Here is a 20,322-nt window from a genome sequence, read left to right on the forward strand (position 1 = left end):
CACCGGATCATGCTAGGGTCCTTTTAAGTCAGCCAACTAACTAACAAGGGATTCGACATGATCGTTGTGACCGGAGCGACCGGAAACGTCGGACGTACGCTGGTGCGGCTGCTGAACGAGGCGGGCGAGCCGGTGACGGCCGTGTCGCGGAAGATCACGGAGACCGACGTACCCGACGGCGTACGGACCGTCGCCGCCGACCTGGCCGACCCCGCCAGCCTGCGGCCCGCCCTCCAGGGCGCCGACGCGCTGTTCCTGCTCATCTCCGGCGACTTCTCGGTCGCCGCCGCCGACCCGGCCGGCACCATCGGCGCCGTCCTCGAAGACGCCAAGGCCGAAGGAGTCGCACGGACCGTCCTGCTGTCCTCCCAAGGGGTCGTGACCAGGCCGGATTCGGCTTCGCACGGGCAGATGGGAGCGGCCATCGAGGACGCCGTACGGCGGTCGGGCCTGGACTGGACGATCCTGCGGCCCGGCGGCTTCGCCTCCAACGCGTTCGCCTGGGCCGAGCCCGTCCGTACCCAGCGGATCGCCCCCGCACCGTTCGGAGATGTCGGCCTGCCGCTCGTCGACCCGGCCGACATCGCCGAGGTCGCCCACACCGTCCTGCGCGAAGACGGCCACGCCGGGCAGATCTACACGCTGACCGGGCCCGCCCTCAGCACGCCCCGGCAGCGAGCCGAAGTGATCGCCGGCGCGCTCGGCGAGCCGGTCCGCTTCGTCGAGCAGACCCACGACGAGGCCCGCGCGCAGATGCTGCGGTTCATGCCCGAACCGGTGGCCGACACCACCCTGGCCATCATCGGCAAGCCGTCCCCCGCCGAGCAGCGCATCAGCCCCGACATCGAGCGCGTCACCGGCCGCGCGCCCCGTACCTTCGCCGACTGGGCCGAGCGCAACATCGCCGCCTTCCGCTAACCCGTGTTTCAAAGTCCCGGTCACGGTGCTCGCCTGGCGGCTGTGTTTCTCAAGACCCGGCCCAGGTACTCGCCTGGCGGCTCGTACCTGTCCGGTTCTTGTGCGAGCGCGGCATCGCTTCGCGATCTGGCCGGTGAGGCTCGCCTTCGGCATCGCCTCGCCGGCCAGGTAACGCGTTCGCGCGGTGGCCGAGCCACTTTGAGACAGGCCTTAGCCCACCCTCCTTCGCCGTCCCGCCCGCCTCCGTTGACTCGTGGCGTGTTCGCCTCTGGCCATCTCGGTTCAGGCGAACACGCCACGAGTCAACACCGGGGCGGGCGTGCCCTGGAGGCCGGTCCCGGTCGTGTAGCGACACCGCGCCGGGTGCCACGGCGGTGCGTGTAAATAATCTTTGACACTGTGTCCGGTGCGCTTTACATTGGGCAATGTCAGCTTTGTTTTACATGGGGAGCGGGCATGGCCTTCGAGGAAAAGCGCGCCTGGGTGATGATCGTGGTCTCCGTCGGCGCGTACATGATCTACCTGGCGACCGTCCTGGGCCGGGCCGGCGACGGCCCGCTCGCCGACGCCGCCTACGCGGTGGCTCTGCTGTCGACCATCGGTGGCGCCATCGTCGCCGCGATCGTGGCCAACATCGCGATGGCCATCGCGGGCGGCGACGGCGCCGACCGCACCGATGAGCGCGACCGTGAGATCAACCAGGTCAGTGAGCACATCGGGAAGTCGTTCGTCGTCATCGGCGCGCTCGCCGCGATGCTCATGGCCATCGCCGAACTGCACCACTTCTGGATCGCCAACGCCGTCTACCTGGCGTTCGCGCTGTCCTCGGTGCTCAGCTCGGTCGCCAAGATCATGGCGTACCGCAAGGGCGGATTCCAGACGTGGTGAGGCCGACGCAGGTCACCAACGCGATCCGGGCCCTGCGGTTCGCGCACGGCGAGATGACCCAGGCCGAACTGGCCGACCGGATCGGCGTCACCCGCCAGACCATCATCGCGATCGAGCAGGGGCGTTACTCCCCCTCGCTGGAGATGGCCTTCCGCATCGCCCGGGTGTTCCGGGTCGGACTCGACGACGTCTTCCAGTACCCCGACACCGAAGGAGACCCTTCATGAAGGCGATCGTCCAGGACGAGTACGGCCCGCCGCACGTGCTGAGCGTCGGCGAGGTCCCGATCCCGACGCCCGGCGCCGGCGATGTGCTGATCCGGGTACGCGCGGCCGGTGTCGACTACGGCGTGTGGCACCTTATGACCGGGCTGCCGCTCATCGGCCGCCTGGCCTTCGGCCTCCGCCGGCCCCGCAATCGCGTACCGGGCATGGACGTGGCCGGCGTCGTGGAGTCCGTCGGCGCCAAGGTGACCGCGTTTCGCCCCGGCGACGAGGTGTACGGCGCCGCGACCGGCGCGTACGCGCAGTTCGCACTCGCCCGTCCGGGCAAGCTTGCCCGCAAGCCCGCCAACCTGAGCTTTACCGAAGCGGCGGCCGTACCCGTGTCAGGGGTGACCGCGTCACGGGCCGTCGGCCAGGTCACCGCCGGCGAGAAAGTGCTGGTCATCGGCGCCGGCGGCGGAGTGGGCAGCTTCGCGACGCAACTCGCGGCCGCCGGCGGCGCCCACGTCACCGCTGTGTGCAGTACGGCCAAGGCCGACCTCGTCCGATCGCTGGGCGCCCAAGCCGTCATCGACTACACGCGCGAGCCGCTCACCGGGACGTACGACCTGATCATCGACATCGCGGGCATCCGGCCACTGCCACTGCTGCGCGGGCTGCTCACCGAGCGCGGCCGGCTCGCCCTCGTCGGCGGCGAGGGCGGCGGCCGGTGGTTCGGCGGGCTCGGCCGGTCGCTGGCCGCCCGGGTGATCACCCCGTTCACGCGCCAGCGCCTGGACGCCCTGATCGCGCTGACTCGCACCGCCGACCTGGACGCGCTGCGCGACCTCATCGAGGCCGGCGCCGTGCGACCGGCCGTCGGGCGCACGTACTCCCTGGCGGAGACCTCCACCGCAGTGGCCGACCTGGCGGCGGGCAACGCGCCCGGAAAGCTCGTCATCACGGTCGATTGACCCGGGGCGCCGGGATGATCGAGAACACATCATGCCCGCGCCGCTGAGTACCTCCATCGCAGCGTGCCTCCAGGGTTCGCGTTGCACTGGACGTCCTTGCCGGGCGGCCTAGGATTCCGGGGTGACCGAGCACCTGGAAGGCGAGATCGAGGCTCTGTACGAGGTGTTCGGACGGGTTCCCCGGCCACTGCGCGTGGAGGGATGCGCGCACTGCGTGGCGGCCGATGAGGATCGGCCGCTGCTCGCAGGGCCGGTGCGCGACCTAGAACCGGACGTTCTGCAGCGGTACGCGACCGAGGCCCTGCTGTTGTGGGGCGACGTTCCCGAGCTCCGTTACTTCCTTCCCCGGCTGCTGGAGATCGGTGCCGGGGACGGATTCGAGTTCGGCTTTCCCGATCCCGAGATCGTATTCGGCAAACTCGGCCTTGCCCGGTGGACGGAGTGGGACGACGACGAGCGCGCCGCCATCAGCGCCCTTTTGACCCGGTGGTGGGAGCTCACGGTCGTCGATGGCGACCCGTGGCCGAGCGCCGGGACGGTCTTGTGCAGCCTCGGGCGTACCGGGGTCGATCTCGTCCCGTTCCTCGACAGATGGGAGCGGCTGGAGTCGACCGGGGCGATCCGCAACCTGCACGAGTTCGTCATGGAAGAGATGACGTGGCCCTCCTCCGGGCCCAAACTGCGGAACCCCTTCTGGGAGAAGGAGAGCGCGGCCTATCAGGAGACTGTGGCTTGGCTGACCGACGGGCGCGCGCTCGCGGCCGTTGAAAGGGCGTTCCAGAACGAGTCACAGGACGAACCGCTGACCCTGCTGGACGAGATCCACTCGGTTCTCGGACCGCAGACCACCGCCGTTCGTGCTGAATGATCACGCCCAGGCCATGATGCAGGCTGGGCCTGCCCTTCCGGCCGGACCAGGGTTACCTCGACGGGACGGACGGCCTCAGACTCCGGCCGTCACGGCCCGTACCTCCCGGGCAGCCGGAAGGCTCCGCGCCTTTTCAGGCAGGGCTTGCAGGATCTGCCCGGCAATGCGGCGCCGGGCCGGACTGATCGGATGATCATGCAGGGTCGTCAATGCCTGGTCGAGGCCCGCGTCTACTTCGCGGGCCTTGATCAATCCCATGGCCCGGATGGTCTGGAGGTTCGCGACGGGCCCGACCGTCCCGGAGGGGTAGAGAGCCAGCGCGTCACTGACGGCTCGTTCGGCACGAGGGTTTCTGGTGAGGGTGAAGATGTACGCCTCGTTCCAGCGGAGACGGGCTTCGCCCCAACCGAACGTGGACGGATCGTCCCGCATGCTCTCTGGCAGTCCCTCGAACACCTCCGACACCATGTTCATGGTCTCGTGCGCCGTACTGGCGTCCCCGCTTTCGGCCGCCAGGCTCGCGTGCACCGAGTAGGCGCGCGGGAGACCAGGACACGGCACCCCGTCAGCGATCCGCATCGCCGCGGTCGTCGCGGAACGGATGTCGGCAGGCGGAAGACCCGCCCAGAACGCCTCTTCGGCCTCGCGGGCCCGTACCCACACACGGAGATCGCGGTCGCCCGACGCGTCGGCGGCGCGGTGTGCCGTCCGCCATGCAAGGCGGGCACCGCGCCTGTTGCCGACATCACCGATCTCGATGGCGAGCAAGGCGGAAAGACCGGCGCTCACGCGGAGCAGTTCGGTCCGTGACCCTGCGCCTTCCCGGTTGAGCAGTTCCCCCACCGCGACGATGTCGGCGGTCAGGTCGTTGATCAATGTGCCGACCGGCTGCCGGCTGATCAGGCATCCGTACTCGCGGACGGCACGTTCCCACTCGCTGATGTCGACCGATTGACCGAGGGCGCGTTCCACGCCGGACAGGACCTCTTCGAGGGCGCCGGGCGGGATCGTCGTCCCGGCACCCAGCGCGGCGAGCATCTGAAGAGCGGCACGGCGCTTCACGTCGTCGTCCCCATCGTCGGGAATAGGGCTCGGATTCACGGTACCCATCGGGGCCGTGGTCGCATCATCGACGGAAGCCTCTTCCGCCTCGGGAGCGAAGAGTTCCGGTTCGGCCCTGCCCAGAACCTCGCAGTACGCGTGGCGGTATTTGTGGCTGGGGATGTGATCGCCCCGCTCCCACTGCTTGATCATGTCCGCGAGTACGCCGACATGGGGGAAGGCGGGAAGCCCCAGCAGGTCCGCCGCCGTACGCAGAAGCCGTGCCATCTCGTTCCGCGGCCAGTACGGGGGAGCCTTGCGCGCGGCTTGCAATCGTGCACCGACGATCTTGCTTGTGTCGACCTTGTTCATGGCGGACATGGTGCGTCCCCTCGCCAGGGAGACAGGGGATCTCCCCCTTCTCACCCCTACATCACCTCTACTTCACCCGTGATTCTCCCCTGGAAGTGCTGTGTGTGACGGGGATTTACTGAGAGTCACGGAACGGATATGCGTTCCTGCCCCTGAAAACAAGGCGGCCCCGGCCGGTGCGCTAACACCAATGGCCGGGGCCTGATCCGACGCAGGAGGTCGGACTTATGGACGATCGTAGGACCGAGGCCGATCCGCTCGCAGTGCTGGACGCGTTCTTGTCCGCATGCGGGTTCAGCACTGAGCGCCGAGCGAGCGGGCTGCGGGTGGTGAATCCGCAGGTGATGGGGTGTTGCTCGCTGGTGGCCGACACCATCGGCTGCCGGGCACGGGACGAGGACCAGCGGGTGTGGTTCTGGACGTCGTGGGGCGAGCCGATCGCTCCGGCCGACCGGATCTCCGATGCCGCGCTGGCCGTCATGGCGTACCTCGGTGAAAGGGCGCATGCCCCGGAGGCCGGGCGATGACCGCCGTCGCGCCGTGGGTGGCGGTCGAGTTGGAGCCGGAACGAGTGGCGGCGGAACTGGCGCGAAGGTTCCCCGGGGTATGCGCGTGGAGAGGCGAGTACACCGGGTCCTGGTGGGCGCTGAGCCGGGACCGGTACGGGCGTGACGGCCTGATCGAGGCTGACAGCCCTGCCGAACTCGGCCGCCTGCTGGAACGGATCCACTGGATGCGAGTCGTGCCCCGCGAAGCCCGTACCGCACCGCGGACCGGCCCGGCAGCTCAGGCGATCCCTCTGCTTCCCCGAGCTCCGCGCGTTCCCGCAGCTACTCGGCCGGCGCCGCGCCGCCAGAACGAGCAACCACGCAGACGCCTGCCGCGACGGCGCCGCTCGCTGCTGCGATGGCTGCTCGCCCTGTGACCGGCTCGCCACCCTTCCGTTCTCTGAACGGAGCGCCTGCTCGGGAGGCGGCTCGGGGTCAGGCGTGTCTTGGGCGGTAGTGCAGGGACGTGATGCCCGAGGCGTAGGGCTTGGCTTCGGTGAGTTGCAGGTCCAGCCGGCCCAGGTCGTCGGGGAAGAGTTTCAGGCCTTTGCCGATGGCGACCGGGATCACGCGGAGTTGAAGCTCGTCGAGCAGGCCCGCCTGGATCAGCGAGCGTGCGAGAGACAGGCTGCCCCAGAGCATGATGTCCTTGCCAGGTTGCCTCTTGAGTTCGGCGACCTTGTCCGCCGCGTTGCCGCGGACGACTTGTGCCTCTTGCCAGTCCCCCCATGGGGCCTTGTCCAGGGTGGAGGAGAAGACCAGCTTGGGGAGGGCGTTCACCATCTTGGCGACGGTCTCGTCGGCGGTGGGCCAATACTGCACGAACATCTCGTAGGTCGCGGCGCCGAGAAGTATGGTGTCGACGTTCTCCAGCAGTTGGAGGTTGTCCCTGTCCACCTCGCTGTAGTCGGTGACGGACTCGAAGAAGTCGAGTTCCCCACCGGCCCCCGCCACGTAACCGTCGACTGTGATGAGTTCTTGAACGATCAGTTTGCGCATGGCTGGTGAGACCAGGCGCGTCGAGCAAACTCATCGGTCATCAGGGTGGCAGGATTTCGATATCCGCCTGGCCGCGACGGCAGGTACACCTTCCGGCTCGACTCGAAAGTGCCTCATCGTGAAGATCGCCGACGCAGTACTGCAGTTTCCTGACGTGCGCCCTCTGCCGGGACTCGATCAGGCATGGACGTTCCCGGGAGCGTACAACCGGTTCCAGAGAGCGATCGCCCTGGCACCGGACGGCCGTAGCGCATTCCAGGTTCTCTGCACCAAGGGGTATTCGGACGAGGCGGCCGCCGCGATCCTGCGTTTCGCCCGCCTCCATGAGGCGGAGCTGTGGCAGGCGGCGCCGTTCGCCGCCGTCCCGGGATTCCGTCTCTCGGGGAAGCCTTTCGACTGCCTCGCCAGCGTTCTCCCGGCCGTTACCGACTCCCATGCCGAGGACTGGGAGCAGAACGTCTTCGACGTGTTCCCTGCCTGGCGATGTGAATTCTCGCTGGACGAGAGCGAGATCGAGGCCCGGTACCGGTGGCGGAAGGAGCTGGATCCCCTGAATCTCGAGCGGCAGCGTCAGCCGTTCCTGCGGATGCGCTACGAGAACCCGCGGACCGGCCTGCGGGCCGGTGAGAGCGGTCATCGCATGCTCGCTCCCGCGGCACGGCTGGAGCGCGAGATGAGGGTCATCGACGAGATCGGCAGCGGTTGGGTCGAGGCGGAGAACCGCCGCGGCCAGATCCGACGCGTCGAGTGGGGCGAGGGCATCGCGGAACTGGTCGACCCGGTGACTCGCCATCGCGAACGATTCCAGGCCGCCGACGCAGCCGGGTTCGTCGAGCGGTTCCTGGAGCAAGGAATGGATTGACCGGCTGGTTCCACCACCGGAACCGCCTCGCCGGCCACCCGCTGGAATGACCGGGCCTTGCGGACAAGGGCACTGTTCACGATCATTCCTCCATGACATGGCAACCAGAACTCGCTGACGACGAGGTTCTGCGGCGCCGCCGCGTGCTGGCGGCGGACGTCCGGGACGAGCTGAGCGCCGCCGGGCTGCCCGTCGCGGCGGAGAGCAGCACGCTCGGCACCGGTGTGCTGGTGGAGATCGATCCGCTCGACGATGAGAGCGGCGGCGGTGTGGTCGTCGACTGGAAGACGCATTTCATGCTGCGCTCCGCCGCCATGGACGCGCTGAGCGAGGGGCGCCGGGACGACGCGGCCATCCGCTATTCGGGCACCGTCTCGAAGATCATGAGCGACGCGGTCGCGGACATCCTGGAGACGGCGGGCTACACGTTGCTGCGGGACTACAACGACATGTCCCCGTACTCGATTCTGGTCACGGGGCAGGAGCGCAGGCCGTCCTGGCGAGACTGGCTGCACGCGCAGATTGACCGCCGGCAGCAGGCGCTCCACGAAACGGCCGTCCAGGAAGGGCGGACCAACGCCTGAGACCGTCCGGAGATGGCGGGGCGGCTCCGGACGACCCGCGCCTGCTGACACCACCCGTCACTCCCGGCAACCACAAGATCACGACCTTGGGTTGCCGTGTGCGGGCTCTATTGCTGCCTGGCCGCCGTACGGTTCGGTACGGCGTAGACGCCGAGGGCGACCAGGACGGCGAGGCCGATCGTGATCCCCTCCGAGGTGGTGACCTGGCTGTCGGTCACGGCGGCCTGGACGGCGTAGAGGACGGGCCCGGCGCCCGCGATGACGCCCTTCCAGTACTTGCTGATCTTCACGGCGGCTCCTGGGGGTGGTTCCATCAAGGAGTGTTTCCTCAGGTGGCGGAGCTAGTACCGGCCGTGACAGGAGCATGGCGTTCGGGCAAGCCCGTGAGCTGGGGATTCGGTTGTCAGTGGTTTCGCGGATACTTGAGGCATGCCTGAGTTGCCTGAGGTCGAGTCGCTGGCCGGGTTCCTGCGGGAGCACGCGGTCGGCCATGTGGTCGCGCGCGTGGACGTTCTCGCGATCTCCGCGCTGAAGACGTACGACCCGCCGATCACGTCGCTGGGCGGGCTGACGGTGACCGGGGTCGGACGGTACGGGAAGTTCATCGATGTCGATGTGGACGGGCTCCACCTGGTGATGCATCTCGCGCGGGCCGGGTGGCTGCGGTGGCGGGAGGAGATGCCCGTCAAGCCGGCCAGGCCGGGAGGCAAGAATCCGCTGGCGCTGCGCGTGCATCTGGACAACGGCTCCGGGTTCGATCTGACCGAGGCGGGCACCAAGAAGGGCCTGGCCGTCTATGTCGTACGAGACCCGGAAGAGGTGCCCGGGGTGGCGACCCTCGGACCCGATCCGCTGGCGGGGGCGTTCACCAAGGAGACCCTGGCCGGGATCGTCGGGGGGCGGCGGACGCAGATCAAGGGGCTGCTGCGGGATCAGAAGGTGATCGCGGGGATCGGCAACGCCTACTCGGACGAGGTTCTGCACGTCGCGCGGATGTCGCCGTTCAAGATCTCCTCATCGCTGACCGAGGAGGAGATCGAGGGCCTGTACGAGGCGATCGTGGGCACGCTGCGGGACGCCGTGGAGCGGGCCCGCGGGGTCGCCGCCCAGGATCTCAAGGGGGAGAAGAAGAGCGGGCTGCGGGTGCACGGGCGTGCCGGTCAGCCGTGCCCCGTTTGCGGGGACACGGTCAGGGAGGTGTCGTTCGCCGACTCCTCGCTGCAGTATTGCCCGACCTGCCAGACCGGCGGGAAGCCGCTGGCGGACCGGCGGATGTCACGGCTTCTCAAGTAGCGAGCGCCGAGGTGGTCAGCGGGCAGTAGTGGTCAGCGGATCGAGGTGGTCAGCGGACCTTGGGGACGTCGCCGAAGAGCGGGGCCACCTTGGACCAGCGGTTGAGTTCGCAGCCGTCGGCCCGGGTGAACCGGGTGTTGATCCGTTCGTTCTGCCAGGTGCCCTTGACGGTGGCCACCTCGGGACCGCCGTAGATCTTGGTGCACATCTGGTCGGGCGGGACGGGCTTGAAGGGTTCCTTGACCTTGCCGAGTGCGGCGCAGGCCTGCTGCGCCTTGGGGTGGTCGCCGTTCGCCGGGTCGCAGCTCAGCTTCCACGTCTTGGCCGGTGCCTGGGCGGACGCCTTGACCTCGATCGTCAGGGAGTCCTGGCCCGAGGGCTGGACGGACGTGGTGGCGGAGGGCTTGTCGGCGGACGGGCCGTTGGCCTGTTCGTCGCCACAGGCGGCCAATGACAGGATCATGGCTAGGCCGGGCGTCGTGAAAAGGAGCGTCCGATACCGCATGCGTGATTCGACGCGGGGGGGTTCCGCGCGGTTCCATGGAGGCGTGATGAATTTCGGGGACGATGTCCCGGCGGTGGACGCGAAAGACGTTCCACAGGACGCGTACCTGCTGGATGTGCGGGAGCAGGAGGAGTGGGACGCGGGGCACGCGCCCCACGCGGTGCACATTCCGATGGGCCGGCTGAGCGACCGGGCCGGCGAGGTGCCCCGTGACCAGGAGGTCTACGTGATCTGCCGGTCCGGGGTGCGCTCGGCGCAGGTGACGGTGGCGCTCAACCAGGCGGGCTGGCTGGCCAGGAACGTCGACGGCGGAATGAAGCGGTGGGTGGAGAGCGGCCGCTCGATGGAGAACGACTCCGGGACGGAGCCGTACGTCGCCTGAACGGGCGCGGGCGCGGGTCGGCTGAACGGGCGCGGGCCGTTTGACGGTTATGATCGGCTTCGACCGATAACCGCGGGAGCTCGGGCCGACCGGGCTGAGAGGGCGATAGGGACACGGCGTCGCCGACCGCATGAACCTGTCCGGGTAATGCCGGCGTAGGGAGTGTGTCCCGTGACGTCCAAGGTCCAGTCGCGCCCTCGTGACGAGGTCCCGTTCACCCTCGATGAGCCCGCCCCGAAGGTGCTGGGCTTCTGGGACCAGAGCGCGTTCTGGGGCAATCTCGGCGTCAGCCTCTTCGCCTTCTCCGGCGCGTACACCGTGCTGGCCCCCGACGAGAACGGCCTGCCGACGCTGTCGATCATGGCCGGGATCGTCGCGATGGCCGTGGGCACGGCGCTGGGCGGGCTCATGCTGGGCCTGGCGGCGGCCCCCGGCGCGCGGACGGGGCAGCCCGCGATGGTGCTGCTGCGCGGGCTGTTCGGCGCCCGGCTCTCGTACGTGCCGACCGTCCTCAACATCGCCCAGCTGATCGGCTGGGGCACGTTCGAGCTGATCGTGATCGCGGACGCGGCGAGCGCGCTGTGGGACGGGATACCCCGGTGGGTGTACGTGGTCGCGGCCGGGATCCTCACGACCGTGCTGACGATCTGGCCGCTGGGTTCGGTACGGATGCTGCGCCGGTACGTGACGGTCGCGGTGCTGGTGGCCTTGGTCTACTTCTACGTCCAGCTGCTGCGCGAGCCGCTGCCCGACCTGACCGTGGGCTCGTGGGGAGGGTTCTGGATCGGGGCGGACGCGGCGCTGGCGGTCTCCATCTCGTGGGTCCCGGTGGCCGCGGACTACACGCGGCACGCCCGTTCGGCCAAGGGGGCCTTCGGGGCCGCCGCCGTCGGATACTCGGTGACGCAGATCTTCGCGTACATGCTGGGGCTCCTGGCGCTGGCCCTGGTGGCGGGCGACTCGTCCAAGGTGTTCGACCCGTTCCTGAGCGTCACGCTGGGCGTTCTGTTCTTCGCGGTGTTCGTGCTGCGGGAGGCGGACCAGTCGTTCGCCAACGTCTACTCCACCGCGGTCTCGATCCAGAACCTCGTCCCGCGCGCCGACCGCCGGGTGCTGACGATCGCGCTCGGCGCCGGGATCACCGGGCTGGCGCTGCTGCTGAACATCGGGGACTACGCCGCGTTCCTGTCGCTGATCGGCTCGGTCTTCGTGCCGCTGCTGGGCGTGCTGGCCGCGGACTTCTTCCTCGGCCGGGGCCGCTGGCGGGCCGCGATCGGTGCCGCGGACGCCGAGGGCCTGGGCTGGGACACCTCGCGGACGGCGCCGTCCCGCTGGGGGATGATCGCGGCCTGGGCGATCGGCTTCGTCGCGTACCAGCTGATCTATCCTGGCGCGGTGAGCTGGTGGGCGGCCTTCTGGCAGGACGTGCAGGGCCTGATCGGCTTCACCCCGCAGGGCTGGATGAGCGCCTCGCTGCTGTCGTTCCTGATCGCCGGGCTGGCCGCGGTGGCGATCGGACGGCTCGGCCGGCCGGCGCGGCGTGGCCAGAGGTAATCGCCGCTTTCGGGTCGTGACGTGGTGTTCTTCCGGTAAACGGTGGCCCTACGTAGGAACTTTTCCACTGCGGTTGCCCGGCGGCGGGCCTCGCCTCGGTGGCACGATGACAGTCGTGCAGATGCATGTTCACGACCCGATCGCCCGCGCCGTTATCGAATGCGCCGCGGATGCGATCGTGGCCGTCGACGACGGGTTCCGGGTCACGGTCTGGAACCCGGCCGCCGAGCGGATGTTCGGCTGGAGCGCCGAGGAGCTGCTCGGCCGGGTGCTGCCGATCGTTCCGGACGAGCTGAAGGCCGAGCACAACGCGGTACAGGAACGGCTGCTCACCCGCCGGACCGGCGACGGCGGCCAGATCTCCATCGCCACCCGCCGGTTCCATCGGGACGGGCGGCTGATCGACGTACGGATCGACACGAGCCTGCTGAAGTCCCGCGACGGCGCGCTGCTGGGCTGGGTCGGGGTCTACCACCCGGTCGAGGAGGACGACGTCGCGCAGCACCACACCGCCGAGCGGGCCCGGCTGGTGCGGCGGCTGAACGACATCGTCGCCGACCTGAACGCCGAGCTCGATCTGGCGGTCGTGCTCGACCGGATCACGTCCGCGCTGATCGAGCTGACCGGTGCCGACGCGGGCGGGTTCGTCCGGATCGACGGCGAGCGGCTGCGGCTGGTGAGCATGTCGGGGCTGCCCGACCACATGCGCGGCACGACCGCCGACCTGCGCACCAGCCTGGTCGGCGAGCTGATGCGGTCCGGCAAGACCGTCAAGCTGGCCACCGGCGAGCGGCGGCTGGACGATCTGATCTGGTCCGAGCTGCCCGGACTGCACACGGTCGCGCTCGGGCTCTCGTTCCTGCAGAACCGCCCGTACGGTGCCCTGTACGCGCTGTTCTCCGGGCGCAAGGTCGGGCACACGGAGCTGGAACTGCTGGAACTTCTGGCCGGGCACGCCGGGGTCGCGGTCGGCAACGCCGTCGCGTACGCGGAGGTCGTCCGGCAGCGAGCGCACGAGCGGGCGGTGATCGACTCCAGCGCGGACGGCATCGCGGTCCTCGACCGCGACGGGCTCGTCCGCCAGTGGAACCCGGCCGCGCACTCCCTCACCGGCATCCCGCCCGAGGACGCGGTCGGCCGCCCGCTGCCGTTCGAGATGCCCGCGCTCGGCGAGATGCTGACCATCCCGCTGGAGAGCGGCGTCTGGCTGAACGTGCTCGTCGCGGAGATCGAGGAGACCGACGAGCTGGTCGTCGACTTCCGCGACGTCACCGAGGCCAAGGCGCTCGAGGAGGCCAAGGACCTCTTCCTGGCGACCACCAGCCACGAGCTGCGCACCCCGGTGACGGTCGTCCAGGGGTTCGCCAGCACGCTGACCAACCGGTGGGACGAGATGCCCGACGCCGACCGCCGGGCCGCCGTCGCGACCATCGCCGAGCGCGCCCAGTCGCTCGGCCGCCTGGTCGAGCACCTGCTGCGCGGCGCCCGGGCCGGGGCCGACGAGCTGGCGGTGACGATCGAGTCGTTCGACCTGGTCCGGGTGCTGGAGGGCGTCGTCGCGGGCTTCCGTTCCCTGTCGGACCTGCACCGGGTCGAGCTGGAGATCGCGCCCGACCTGCCGCCGGCCCGCGGCGACGCGCTGGCCACCGACATCGTGCTGGGCCAGCTGCTGGAGAACGCCTTCAAGTACTCACCCGACGGTGGCCGCGTCCAGGTCCAGGCCCGGTGCGAGGACGGCGACCTCGTCGTCTCGGTGGTGGACGAGGGGATCGGCATCGCGCACGGCGACCATGACCGCATCTTCGAGCGCTTCGTCCAGGGCGAGGCGGGCGACCGGCGGCGCTTCGGCGGTATCGGGCTCGGCCTCTACATTGTGAAACGCCTCACAGAAGCGCAGGGTGGCGAGATCTCCGCGCACCCCGCCAAGGGCGACGATGACCGTACCGGGACCCGGATGTGCCTCCGCCTCAAGCAGGCCGAGTGACCGGTCCGCTGGTCATGGCCTTGTTACCGGCCTGAGCGCGACTTGAGATCCGCTGCCCCCGCGCTGACCTGCGCAACGGAAAAGTGATCTTTCCGGGAGGCCCGGCCACTGGAACGTTCCGGCGACGCCAGTGTGACGGACGAAACGCACGTGTGAGGAGTAATCCGCCGTTGGCTGGATAGATCCATAGATATTTGTATGCGGATGTTGGCGGTCGGGGAGAGGCTCGTGGAGCCGGTCCCGTACGGGCGATGAAGGCCGTGACTGGAGGGTCAGTCGCTCGTTGAGCGGGGGGCAGGGTGTTTCGTCCAGGTTTCCGGGTGGCCACTATCGGGCATTTCGGTCCTACCGAAGGGCGATGGCCTCTCGGAACACGGTCTATCGGAAGGCCGCTTCGTACCGGGAAGGCACCCGGTACGAAGAAGCCGCGTCGTACTGGGAAGCCAGGTACTTGGAAGGCACTGTGCGGACAAGGTCACGGGAGGTGAGGGCGTCGAGCGTCGTACTGCTGCCACACGCACCGTCCAGCGTCGCGGTCGCCCGCCGGCGGCTGAGCGCGGAACTCTCCGACTCCGGGGTCTTCGAATCCATCGTCGACGACGCCAACGTCATCGTCAGTGAACTGCTCAGCAACGCCCTCCGGCACGCGCGCCCGCTCCCGTCCGGGCAGATCCGCGTCACCTGGATCCGCAGCGGCGACCTCCTCGAACTCGCGGTCAGCGACGGCGGCGCCATGACCGAGCCCCGGCGCGGCCCCGGCACGCTGTCCTCCCTCGGCGGCCGAGGCCTCGGCATCGTCGAGGCCCTCTCCGAAGGCTGGGGCGTCCGGCACGACGACGGCTCCACCACCGTGTGGGCCGTCCTCCGCGCCCCCAAGTCCGCCGAGGCGCAGTCACCCGCCGACGTCCTGCCGAGCTTCGGCGACCTCAGCGACCTGCACAGCCCCGACCTGAACGGCCGGGACGGACGCGGCCGCGGCCGCACCGGCGGCGGCATGGCCGACGACGACCTGTACGAGGGCGACGTGTACGAGGGCGACTGGCGACAGGCCACCTCTACCAGGGCATATCCGGCCTGACGGCCAAGTCCGGACCCCGCCTGTTCCATACCGTTCACCCCCATGTAGGGTCCTCTTCAAGCTCGGGCGCTGTCGTGCCCCCGTCGACACCGCCCGAGCTGCCAAGCTGTTTTTAAAAGACCCGGCCCACAGTGCTCGCCTAGCGGCTCGCACCGTGACCGTGACTTGGGCGAGCGCGGCATCGCTTCGCGATCTGTCCGGTGAGGCTCGCCTCCGGCTTCGCCTCACCGGACAGGTAACGCGCTCGCGCGTCAGCTGAGGCCACATACGTCCCGGCTCCCAACGCCGCTCTCCTCGTTGACTCGTGGCGTGTTCGCCTTGATGGGCGACGCCAGGGGCGAACACGCCACGAGTCAACGTCATGCGGTGGCTGGTGCTAGCTTGCGGCGGCATGGCGGTCCTTCATGTGCTTGATGAGGATTTCGCGCTGCCCGATCGGGGTGACGAGCCGGTCTCGACGGCCTGGGTCACCACCGACGATGAGCCGCCATCGCCGATCGTTTGAATGCGTGATCGGAGACCTCAGCCCGCTTGCTCAGCTGGAACGGACCCCAGGCGTTGCGAGCGCGTCCGAAGGCAGGTTCGAGCGAAGCGAGAACCTGATCGCGAAGCGAGCCGCCAGGCGAGATCGGAGCGATGCCAGCGCTCGCCGCATTCGCGACAAGCGACGAGCCGCCAGGCGAGGAGCGCAGCTCGCGAATGCTAATGACGCAGAATGGGGCAGCTCATGCATCGGGGGCCGCCTCGGCCGGTGCCGAGTTCGCTGCCGCTGATCCGGATCACTTCGATGCCGGCCGCCTCCAGTTGGGCGTTGGTCTCGATGTTGCGCTCGTACGCCACGGCCAGGCGGGGGCCGAGGGCGAGGGTGTTGTTGCCGTCGTCCCATTGTTCGCGCTCGGCGGTCACGGGGTCGAGGCCGGTGTCGATCACCTTGAGGCGGTCCAGGCCCATGGCGTCGGCGGCGGCCTCCAGGAACGGGCGGGGCTCCGATACGCGCAGGTCACCGTTGTCGGCGGTCACGGCGTAGGCGGTCAGGGAGTAGGCCACCGGCGGGTACATCACGACGGTGTCGACGTCGACCATGGTGCACACCGTGTCGAGGTGCATGGTGGCGCGTTCCTGGGCGATCGGTACGGCCAGGACGGTGTGTGCGAGACCGGCGTCGAAGACCTGGCGGGCCAGGCGTTCGACGCCTGCGGGTGTGGTGCGTTCGCCGGTGCCTACTGCGATGACGCCCTCGCATAGAAGCAGGATGTCGCCGCCCTCTACGTGTTCGAGGGATGTGTCGTAGATGGGCTCTACGCCGGCGAAGCGTGGGTGGTGCGCGTAGATGAGGCCGGTCAGTTCCGCTTCGCGGCGGCGGGCGTCCATGGCCAGGCTGGTGACGGCGACCCGGTTGCCGATCCAGGCGCTGCTGTCGCGGGTGAACAGCAGGCCGGGGAGGGGGTCGATGATGAAATCGAGCCGGTCCATCAGCCGGTAGACCAGGCCGTGCGCCGACTTGAGCTCCTCGTGCGCGAGGCCGGCGATCAGCACGTGGGCGAGGATCTCCGGGTCCAGGTCGCGCAGGTAGCCCTGTACGACCCGGCGCAGCTGGTCGCCCCAGCGGCCGTCGGCGATCACGCTTGCGATCGCCGCGTTCCGGGTGTCCTCGTACTCCAGGGCCTCCTGGAGCAGCTCGGTCACGTAGAGGACCTCGACGTCCCGATCGCGCAGTGCCTGGGCGAACGCGTCGTGCTCCTCCTGCGCCCGGCCGACCCACGGGATGGCGTCGAAGAGGAGCTTGTCGCTGTTGCGCGGCGTGAGCCGTTTCAGCTCCGCGCCCGGCCGGTGCAGCATCACGGTACGCAGCCGCCCGACCTCGCTGGTGACCAGATGCTGGTGAGCCGTCTTCTCCGTCACCCTCGCAGTCTAGGTCCTCGCTGATCAGCCCCATGGGACCCTTTGGTGGTGCCCGGACGGCTCCCCCTGCACCTGACCTCGGCCACTCTGCTGCGAATATCGGCCGAGGGCGCCGCTACCGCGCTGGTCCTGACCGTTCACGCCCGGACCGGACGGGCGGCGGACGCCGGATTCCTGCAGACCGCGCTCACGCTGCCGTACGTGCTGAGCGGTCCCGTGATCGGGCACATGCTCGACCGCGCGGCCCGTCCCCGTATCCCGGCCGTGGTGCTGGGCGTGGTGTATGCCCTGGCCACGGCGTTGCTGCTGCTGATCGCCGGACGGTCTCCGCTGGTCCTGGCTCTGGCGGTGGCCGTGATCGTGGGCTGTACGGAGCCGATCGTGGTCGCGCTGACCAGCCTGCTGCCGCGTTTCGTACCGGCTGAACGGCTCCCGCGCGCGTACGGGCTGGAAGCGTCGAGCTACAGCGTTGCCGCGATCGCCGGGCCGGGTCTTGCCGCCGCGATCGCCGCGTACGCGGGGGGCGCCCAAAGTGGGGTCGTCATCGTTGTCGCGGCGGCCGTCGGTGTTCTTGCTCTGGCGTTTCTTCCTTTGCCGGGCAGGAGTGAAGGGGCGGAGCAGCGGCGCACGGTACGGGGCGTGGTGATCGGCGGGTTGCATGTCCTGGTCGCCAACCGCATGCTGCGTGCGCTGACCGTGGCGACGACGTTCGGCTGGCTCGGGTTCGGCGGTGTCGCGGTCACGGCGGTGCTGTTCGCCCAGCACATCGGGGCCGATGCGAGTGCGGGTGGGCAGCTCCTTGTCGCCTTCGCGGTGGGGTCCCTGTTCGGTTCGCTCGCCTCGGCGCGCTGGCTGAAGGCCCGTGTTGCCGAACGGGTCGTTCTGGGCGGCCTGGTCGCCTTCGGTGCCGCCGTGGCTCTGGTGTGTCTGGCTCCGTCGCTGCCTTGGGCGCTGGCCTGCTTTCTGCTGATCGGTCTTGTCGAGGGTCCGGTGTTCACCGCGACCCTGATGCTCCGCCAGCGGGAATCGCCGCCGGACCGCCTCGGGCAGGTCAACACCACGGGCGGCAGCCTCAAGATCGGCGGCTCGGCCATCGGCGCCGCCCTGACCGGTGTCTTCGCCGATGAGATCGGACCTGTGGGCTTGCTCTTGGCCATCGCCGCCTGCCAGCTGATCGGGGCGCTGAGCGGCCTGCTCATCCTGCACTGGCCGTCCCGCGAGACCCCTGGAGACCCTGGAGTCTGAACAGGGCGACCGCCCCCGCCGCGATGCAGCGGGGGCTTGCCTCCCTCTCACAGGCTGATCGGGTTGTCCGGGGAGTCCAGCCAGAGGTGCTGGCCATCGGGCGTGACGGTCATTCCGAAGCGCTCACGGCCCGGGCGGGCGCTTGCAACCTGCGAGCTACACCACACGGATCACAGCCGTCGCGACCGCCGCGACCGCCGCGACCGTCGCGGCGAGGAGCGGTCGGCGTACGTTCCCAGCGACACGGCGAACCACAGCCCCGAGGCCAGCCCGGCCAGAAAGGTGCCCGCGGCGCCGGCAATGGAAGTGATCAAGAGCGTTTCCCTTCTCGTACGGCAGTGATCACGGCCCGGTGGGCTGACCTTCTGCCATCGAACGGTCGGTCAGGTCTTCAGAGCCGCGCACACCCATTTGCCGGAGCCGGCCGGTTCCGTCCAGTACTCATGGGCGAGTGCCTCCACCAGACCCAGTCCCCAGCCACCGGGTTCGTCCGGAAGGCTGTCCACAGCATCTGGGGTCAGCGGCTCACTTTCCTTGCGAACGGGCATCGCCGGGCTGTCATCCCACACGGCGAGGACCAGTTTTCCGCATCGGTAACCGATGAATAGGCGAACGGTGCTTCCCGTAGCACTGGCGGCGATCGCGTTGGTCATCAGCTCGCTCCCTATTAGGGACGTGTCATCGAACGTGTGCGCGAGACCTAGTGCACACAGGTGCTGCCGTATATAGGCGCGAGCAAGCCCTACGGCCGCCCTGGTCGCGAGCATTTCTCGCATTAGATCCGGTGTCGCCACACCTATCTCACCTCCCATCGAATTTCCGCCTCGATTCCCCGCCATCGTGAACGGTTCCGAGTTACCTTGGCTACTGCTACAAGGGAATTGGTGACAAGGTCACCGAAGGAGGGTCGTCGATGCTCCTCAGAGAGCAACTGGACGCGCGGGCCGACCTGTGGGCCCTTCTGGCCGTCTACCTGCACTTTCTTCGTACGAGGCATGGACTGTCATGCGCCGCCGTGGGTGAGTTGACGGGCTGTGCCAGGCAGACTGTCTCCCACTGGGAATCGGGCGTGCGCAAGCCCTCCGAGTGGCAGCTTGCGGTTCTGGATGAACGGTACGGAACGGGAGAACTCCTAAGGAGCGTCCTGTATCACGCAAAACGGAATCATGACTCGAACTGGTTCAAGAGCCACCTGAAATACGAGCGCCGGTCATCGGAACAGCGGATCTGGGATCTGTCCTGGATTCCGGGGCTCTTCCAGACTCCGGAATACGCTCGTGCCGTGTTCGAGGCCTTCGGAGTGGAGGATGTCGACGAGGCTCTCGCCACTCGCCTGAGGCGCCAGGCCGTCCTGGAGGACAAGCCATTGATCTGGCTGTTCCTGGACCAAGGGGCCATCGAGCAGCCGGTCGGCAGCTCGGAGATCATGCGGGGCCAGCTCGCGTATCTGCTCCGAATCGCCCAACTCCCGAACATCACCGTGCGCATCGTCCCCAGAAGCGCCGGCCCGCACCCGGGACGTGCGGGCCCGTTCAAGATCATGACCGTAGGCCGCGAGGACCTCGTGTACGTCGAGGCGTGCGGGGGTGGGCGCTTGGTCGAGGACAATTCGGAGGTACGCTCGTTTCGCGTACGATTCGACCGGATCGGAGACTGGGCCCTCCCCGTGGACGCCTCAATGGCTCTGATCAAGGAATTGATGGCGAGGTTCGAATGATCCAGTGGCGCAAGAGCAGTCACAGCGGCGGAGACAACGGCGGGATGAGTGACTGCGTCGAGGTTGCTCCGCTCGCTGCGAGCGTCGGCGTGCGGGACAGCAAGGCTCCTGCCGCCGGGCACCTCTCCCTGACCCCCAAGGCCTTCTCGGCTCTCCTTGCCTTCCTCAAGCACGACGAGCAGAAGGGCTGACCCTGGCTGTCGATCCTGCGAGCCCTGGCTTCGGCCAGGGCTCTTCTTTGTTCTGGGACCTGGACCACGACCCTTCACCGCATCGCCCCCTCACGTTGACTCGTGGCGGGTTGGCCTACACGGGCGACGCCAGGGGGGCACACGCCACGAGTCAACGGGGGGAGGGCGGTGGGGGAGTCGGTGGTGGAGCGGTGCGCGAGGTCGGGGAGGCGGG

At 68.7% G+C, this 20,322-nt stretch carries 24 protein-coding genes and 1 riboswitch; of the genes, 17 read left to right on the forward strand and 7 right to left on the reverse strand.

Annotated elements, in window-relative coordinates; all coding sequences use genetic code 11:
* Positions 1–57: 57 nt before the first annotated feature.
* From ACH34Q_RS43225 to ACH34Q_RS43245, 5 genes are all read left to right on the forward strand, one after another.
* Positions 58–918 carry an NAD(P)H-binding protein gene (locus ACH34Q_RS43225; RefSeq protein WP_395989045.1) on the forward strand — a complete coding sequence of 287 codons (861 nt, stop codon included), beginning with the start codon at positions 58–60 and terminating at the stop codon, positions 916–918.
* Between the two features lie 456 nt (positions 919–1,374).
* Complete coding sequence (locus tag ACH34Q_RS43230; protein ID WP_395989047.1) at positions 1,375–1,806, forward strand: hypothetical protein; 432 nt, start codon at positions 1,375–1,377, stop codon at positions 1,804–1,806.
* A complete protein-coding gene (locus ACH34Q_RS43235; RefSeq protein WP_395989048.1) occupies positions 1,800–2,033 on the forward strand; it encodes a helix-turn-helix transcriptional regulator in 234 nt (77 codons plus the stop codon). Before ACH34Q_RS43230 ends, ACH34Q_RS43235 begins: the two co-directional genes overlap by 7 nt.
* Positions 2,030–2,983: an NAD(P)-dependent alcohol dehydrogenase gene (locus ACH34Q_RS43240; protein WP_395989049.1), complete on the forward strand. Its 954-nt coding sequence runs from the start codon at positions 2,030–2,032 to the stop codon at positions 2,981–2,983. The genes ACH34Q_RS43235 and ACH34Q_RS43240 overlap by 4 nt, the downstream gene beginning before the upstream one ends.
* A 121-nt stretch (positions 2,984–3,104) precedes the next feature.
* Complete coding sequence (locus ACH34Q_RS43245; protein ID WP_395989050.1) at positions 3,105–3,851, forward strand: hypothetical protein; 747 nt, start codon at positions 3,105–3,107, stop codon at positions 3,849–3,851.
* A gap of 75 nt (positions 3,852–3,926) precedes the next feature.
* Here ACH34Q_RS43245 and ACH34Q_RS43250 read toward each other — a convergent pair whose 3' ends face one another.
* Positions 3,927–5,264 (reverse strand): XRE family transcriptional regulator, encoded by a 1,338-nt coding sequence (locus tag ACH34Q_RS43250; RefSeq protein ID WP_395989051.1) that lies wholly within the window; start codon positions 5,262–5,264, stop codon positions 3,927–3,929.
* A 227-nt stretch (positions 5,265–5,491) separates the two neighbouring features.
* On the opposite strand from ACH34Q_RS43250, the gene ACH34Q_RS43255 reads away from it, so the two are divergent.
* Both ACH34Q_RS43255 and ACH34Q_RS43260 read left to right on the forward strand, forming a co-directional pair.
* Positions 5,492–5,791: a hypothetical protein gene (locus ACH34Q_RS43255; RefSeq protein ID WP_395989052.1), complete on the forward strand. Its 300-nt coding sequence runs from the start codon at positions 5,492–5,494 to the stop codon at positions 5,789–5,791.
* The gene (locus ACH34Q_RS43260) at positions 5,788–6,189 is read left to right on the forward strand and encodes a hypothetical protein (RefSeq protein ID WP_395989053.1); all 402 of its coding nucleotides are present in this window, start codon (positions 5,788–5,790) and stop codon (positions 6,187–6,189) included. Before ACH34Q_RS43255 ends, ACH34Q_RS43260 begins: the two co-directional genes overlap by 4 nt.
* A gap of 58 nt (positions 6,190–6,247) precedes the next feature.
* Here the strand turns inward: ACH34Q_RS43260 and ACH34Q_RS43265 are convergent, their stop codons facing one another.
* The gene (locus ACH34Q_RS43265) at positions 6,248–6,811 is read right to left on the reverse strand and encodes a dihydrofolate reductase family protein (RefSeq protein ID WP_395989054.1); all 564 of its coding nucleotides are present in this window, start codon (positions 6,809–6,811) and stop codon (positions 6,248–6,250) included.
* Positions 6,812–6,929: 118 nt separating this feature from the next.
* On the opposite strand from ACH34Q_RS43265, the gene ACH34Q_RS43270 reads away from it, so the two are divergent.
* Both ACH34Q_RS43270 and ACH34Q_RS43275 read left to right on the forward strand, forming a co-directional pair.
* Positions 6,930–7,673 carry a hypothetical protein gene (locus ACH34Q_RS43270; RefSeq protein ID WP_395989055.1) on the forward strand — a complete coding sequence of 248 codons (744 nt, stop codon included), beginning with the start codon at positions 6,930–6,932 and terminating at the stop codon, positions 7,671–7,673.
* A 92-nt stretch (positions 7,674–7,765) separates the two neighbouring features.
* Positions 7,766–8,257, forward strand: coding sequence for a hypothetical protein (locus tag ACH34Q_RS43275; RefSeq protein ID WP_395989056.1), 492 nt, complete (start codon positions 7,766–7,768; stop codon positions 8,255–8,257).
* A gap of 107 nt (positions 8,258–8,364) precedes the next feature.
* Here the strand turns inward: ACH34Q_RS43275 and ACH34Q_RS43280 are convergent, their stop codons facing one another.
* Positions 8,365–8,547, reverse strand: a complete 183-nt coding sequence (locus tag ACH34Q_RS43280) for a hypothetical protein (RefSeq protein WP_395989057.1) — start codon at positions 8,545–8,547, stop codon at positions 8,365–8,367.
* Between the two features lie 139 nt (positions 8,548–8,686).
* Here ACH34Q_RS43280 and ACH34Q_RS43285 point away from each other — a divergent pair, with 139 nt between their 5' ends.
* Entirely contained in the window at positions 8,687–9,550 is an 864-nt protein-coding gene (locus ACH34Q_RS43285; protein WP_395989058.1) for an Fpg/Nei family DNA glycosylase, read from the forward strand.
* A 49-nt stretch (positions 9,551–9,599) separates the two neighbouring features.
* Here the strand turns inward: ACH34Q_RS43285 and ACH34Q_RS43290 are convergent, their stop codons facing one another.
* Positions 9,600–10,013, reverse strand: a complete 414-nt coding sequence (locus ACH34Q_RS43290) for an SSI family serine proteinase inhibitor (protein WP_395989059.1) — start codon at positions 10,011–10,013, stop codon at positions 9,600–9,602.
* 88 nt (positions 10,014–10,101) lie between these two features.
* Between ACH34Q_RS43290 and ACH34Q_RS43295 the strand changes: the two genes are divergently transcribed.
* The 4 genes from ACH34Q_RS43295 to ACH34Q_RS43310 all read left to right on the forward strand — a co-directional run bounded on the left by ACH34Q_RS43295 (position 10,102) and on the right by ACH34Q_RS43310 (position 15,053).
* On the forward strand, positions 10,102–10,437 hold the full coding sequence (locus ACH34Q_RS43295; RefSeq protein ID WP_395989060.1) for a rhodanese-like domain-containing protein: 336 nt from the start codon (positions 10,102–10,104) through the stop codon (positions 10,435–10,437).
* Between the two features lie 62 nt (positions 10,438–10,499).
* Positions 10,500–10,616: riboswitch (TPP riboswitch) on the forward strand.
* Positions 10,609–11,991 carry a purine-cytosine permease family protein gene (locus tag ACH34Q_RS43300; RefSeq protein ID WP_395989061.1) on the forward strand — a complete coding sequence of 461 codons (1,383 nt, stop codon included), beginning with the start codon at positions 10,609–10,611 and terminating at the stop codon, positions 11,989–11,991. It overlaps the preceding riboswitch by 8 nt.
* A gap of 121 nt (positions 11,992–12,112) precedes the next feature.
* Complete coding sequence (locus ACH34Q_RS43305; protein ID WP_395989069.1) at positions 12,113–13,975, forward strand: PAS domain-containing protein; 1,863 nt, start codon at positions 12,113–12,115, stop codon at positions 13,973–13,975.
* 484 nt (positions 13,976–14,459) lie between these two features.
* Positions 14,460–15,053, forward strand: coding sequence for an ATP-binding protein (locus ACH34Q_RS43310; protein WP_395989062.1), 594 nt, complete (start codon positions 14,460–14,462; stop codon positions 15,051–15,053).
* Between the two features lie 702 nt (positions 15,054–15,755).
* Here ACH34Q_RS43310 and ACH34Q_RS43315 read toward each other — a convergent pair.
* Positions 15,756–16,955 carry an arginine deiminase gene (locus tag ACH34Q_RS43315; RefSeq protein WP_395989063.1) on the reverse strand — a complete coding sequence of 400 codons (1,200 nt, stop codon included), beginning with the start codon at positions 16,953–16,955 and terminating at the stop codon, positions 15,756–15,758.
* Positions 16,956–17,003: 48 nt separating this feature from the next.
* Here ACH34Q_RS43315 and ACH34Q_RS43320 point away from each other — a divergent pair, with 48 nt between their 5' ends.
* Positions 17,004–18,200: an MFS transporter gene (locus tag ACH34Q_RS43320; RefSeq protein WP_395989064.1), complete on the forward strand. Its 1,197-nt coding sequence runs from the start codon at positions 17,004–17,006 to the stop codon at positions 18,198–18,200.
* Positions 18,201–18,370: 170 nt separating this feature from the next.
* On the opposite strand, the gene ACH34Q_RS43325 is transcribed toward ACH34Q_RS43320, so the two are convergent.
* A complete protein-coding gene (locus ACH34Q_RS43325) occupies positions 18,371–18,514 on the reverse strand; it encodes a hypothetical protein (RefSeq protein WP_395989065.1) in 144 nt (47 codons plus the stop codon).
* A 69-nt stretch (positions 18,515–18,583) separates the two neighbouring features.
* On the reverse strand, positions 18,584–19,039 hold the full coding sequence (locus ACH34Q_RS43330; protein ID WP_395989066.1) for an ATP-binding protein: 456 nt from the start codon (positions 19,037–19,039) through the stop codon (positions 18,584–18,586).
* A 74-nt stretch (positions 19,040–19,113) separates the two neighbouring features.
* Here ACH34Q_RS43330 and ACH34Q_RS43335 point away from each other — a divergent pair, with 74 nt between their 5' ends.
* Together ACH34Q_RS43335 and ACH34Q_RS43340 are read left to right on the forward strand one after the other, a co-directional pair.
* Positions 19,114–19,917: a helix-turn-helix domain-containing protein gene (locus ACH34Q_RS43335; protein WP_395989067.1), complete on the forward strand. Its 804-nt coding sequence runs from the start codon at positions 19,114–19,116 to the stop codon at positions 19,915–19,917.
* A complete protein-coding gene (locus ACH34Q_RS43340) occupies positions 19,914–20,108 on the forward strand; it encodes a DUF397 domain-containing protein (protein WP_395989068.1) in 195 nt (64 codons plus the stop codon). Before ACH34Q_RS43335 ends, ACH34Q_RS43340 begins: the two co-directional genes overlap by 4 nt.
* The last annotated feature ends 214 nt before the right edge of the window (positions 20,109–20,322 follow it).

This window comes from Actinomadura sp. 9N407 (assembly GCF_044326315.1).
Taxonomy (GTDB): domain Bacteria; phylum Actinomycetota; class Actinomycetes; order Streptosporangiales; family Streptosporangiaceae; genus Spirillospora.

Coding starts and splice junctions, on each gene's coding strand:
- ACH34Q_RS43225 (WP_395989045.1), top strand. CDS start 58: ATGATCGTTGTGACCGGAGCGACCGGAAACGTCGGACGTACGCTGGTG.
- ACH34Q_RS43230 (WP_395989047.1), top strand. CDS start 1,375: ATGGCCTTCGAGGAAAAGCGCGCCTGGGTGATGATCGTGGTCTCCGTC.
- ACH34Q_RS43240 (WP_395989049.1), top strand. CDS start 2,030: ATGAAGGCGATCGTCCAGGACGAGTACGGCCCGCCGCACGTGCTGAGC.
- ACH34Q_RS43250 (WP_395989051.1), bottom strand. CDS start 5,264: ATGAACAAGGTCGACACAAGCAAGATCGTCGGTGCACGATTGCAAGCC.
- ACH34Q_RS43255 (WP_395989052.1), top strand. CDS start 5,492: ATGGACGATCGTAGGACCGAGGCCGATCCGCTCGCAGTGCTGGACGCG.
- ACH34Q_RS43260 (WP_395989053.1), top strand. CDS start 5,788: ATGACCGCCGTCGCGCCGTGGGTGGCGGTCGAGTTGGAGCCGGAACGA.
- ACH34Q_RS43265 (WP_395989054.1), bottom strand. CDS start 6,811: ATGCGCAAACTGATCGTTCAAGAACTCATCACAGTCGACGGTTACGTG.
- ACH34Q_RS43275 (WP_395989056.1), top strand. CDS start 7,766: ATGACATGGCAACCAGAACTCGCTGACGACGAGGTTCTGCGGCGCCGC.
- ACH34Q_RS43285 (WP_395989058.1), top strand. CDS start 8,687: ATGCCTGAGTTGCCTGAGGTCGAGTCGCTGGCCGGGTTCCTGCGGGAG.
- ACH34Q_RS43290 (WP_395989059.1), bottom strand. CDS start 10,013: ATGATCCTGTCATTGGCCGCCTGTGGCGACGAACAGGCCAACGGCCCG.
- ACH34Q_RS43295 (WP_395989060.1), top strand. CDS start 10,102: ATGAATTTCGGGGACGATGTCCCGGCGGTGGACGCGAAAGACGTTCCA.
- ACH34Q_RS43305 (WP_395989069.1), top strand. CDS start 12,113: ATGCATGTTCACGACCCGATCGCCCGCGCCGTTATCGAATGCGCCGCG.
- ACH34Q_RS43330 (WP_395989066.1), bottom strand. CDS start 19,039: ATGGCGGGGAATCGAGGCGGAAATTCGATGGGAGGTGAGATAGGTGTG.
- ACH34Q_RS43335 (WP_395989067.1), top strand. CDS start 19,114: ATGCTCCTCAGAGAGCAACTGGACGCGCGGGCCGACCTGTGGGCCCTT.
- ACH34Q_RS43340 (WP_395989068.1), top strand. CDS start 19,914: ATGATCCAGTGGCGCAAGAGCAGTCACAGCGGCGGAGACAACGGCGGG.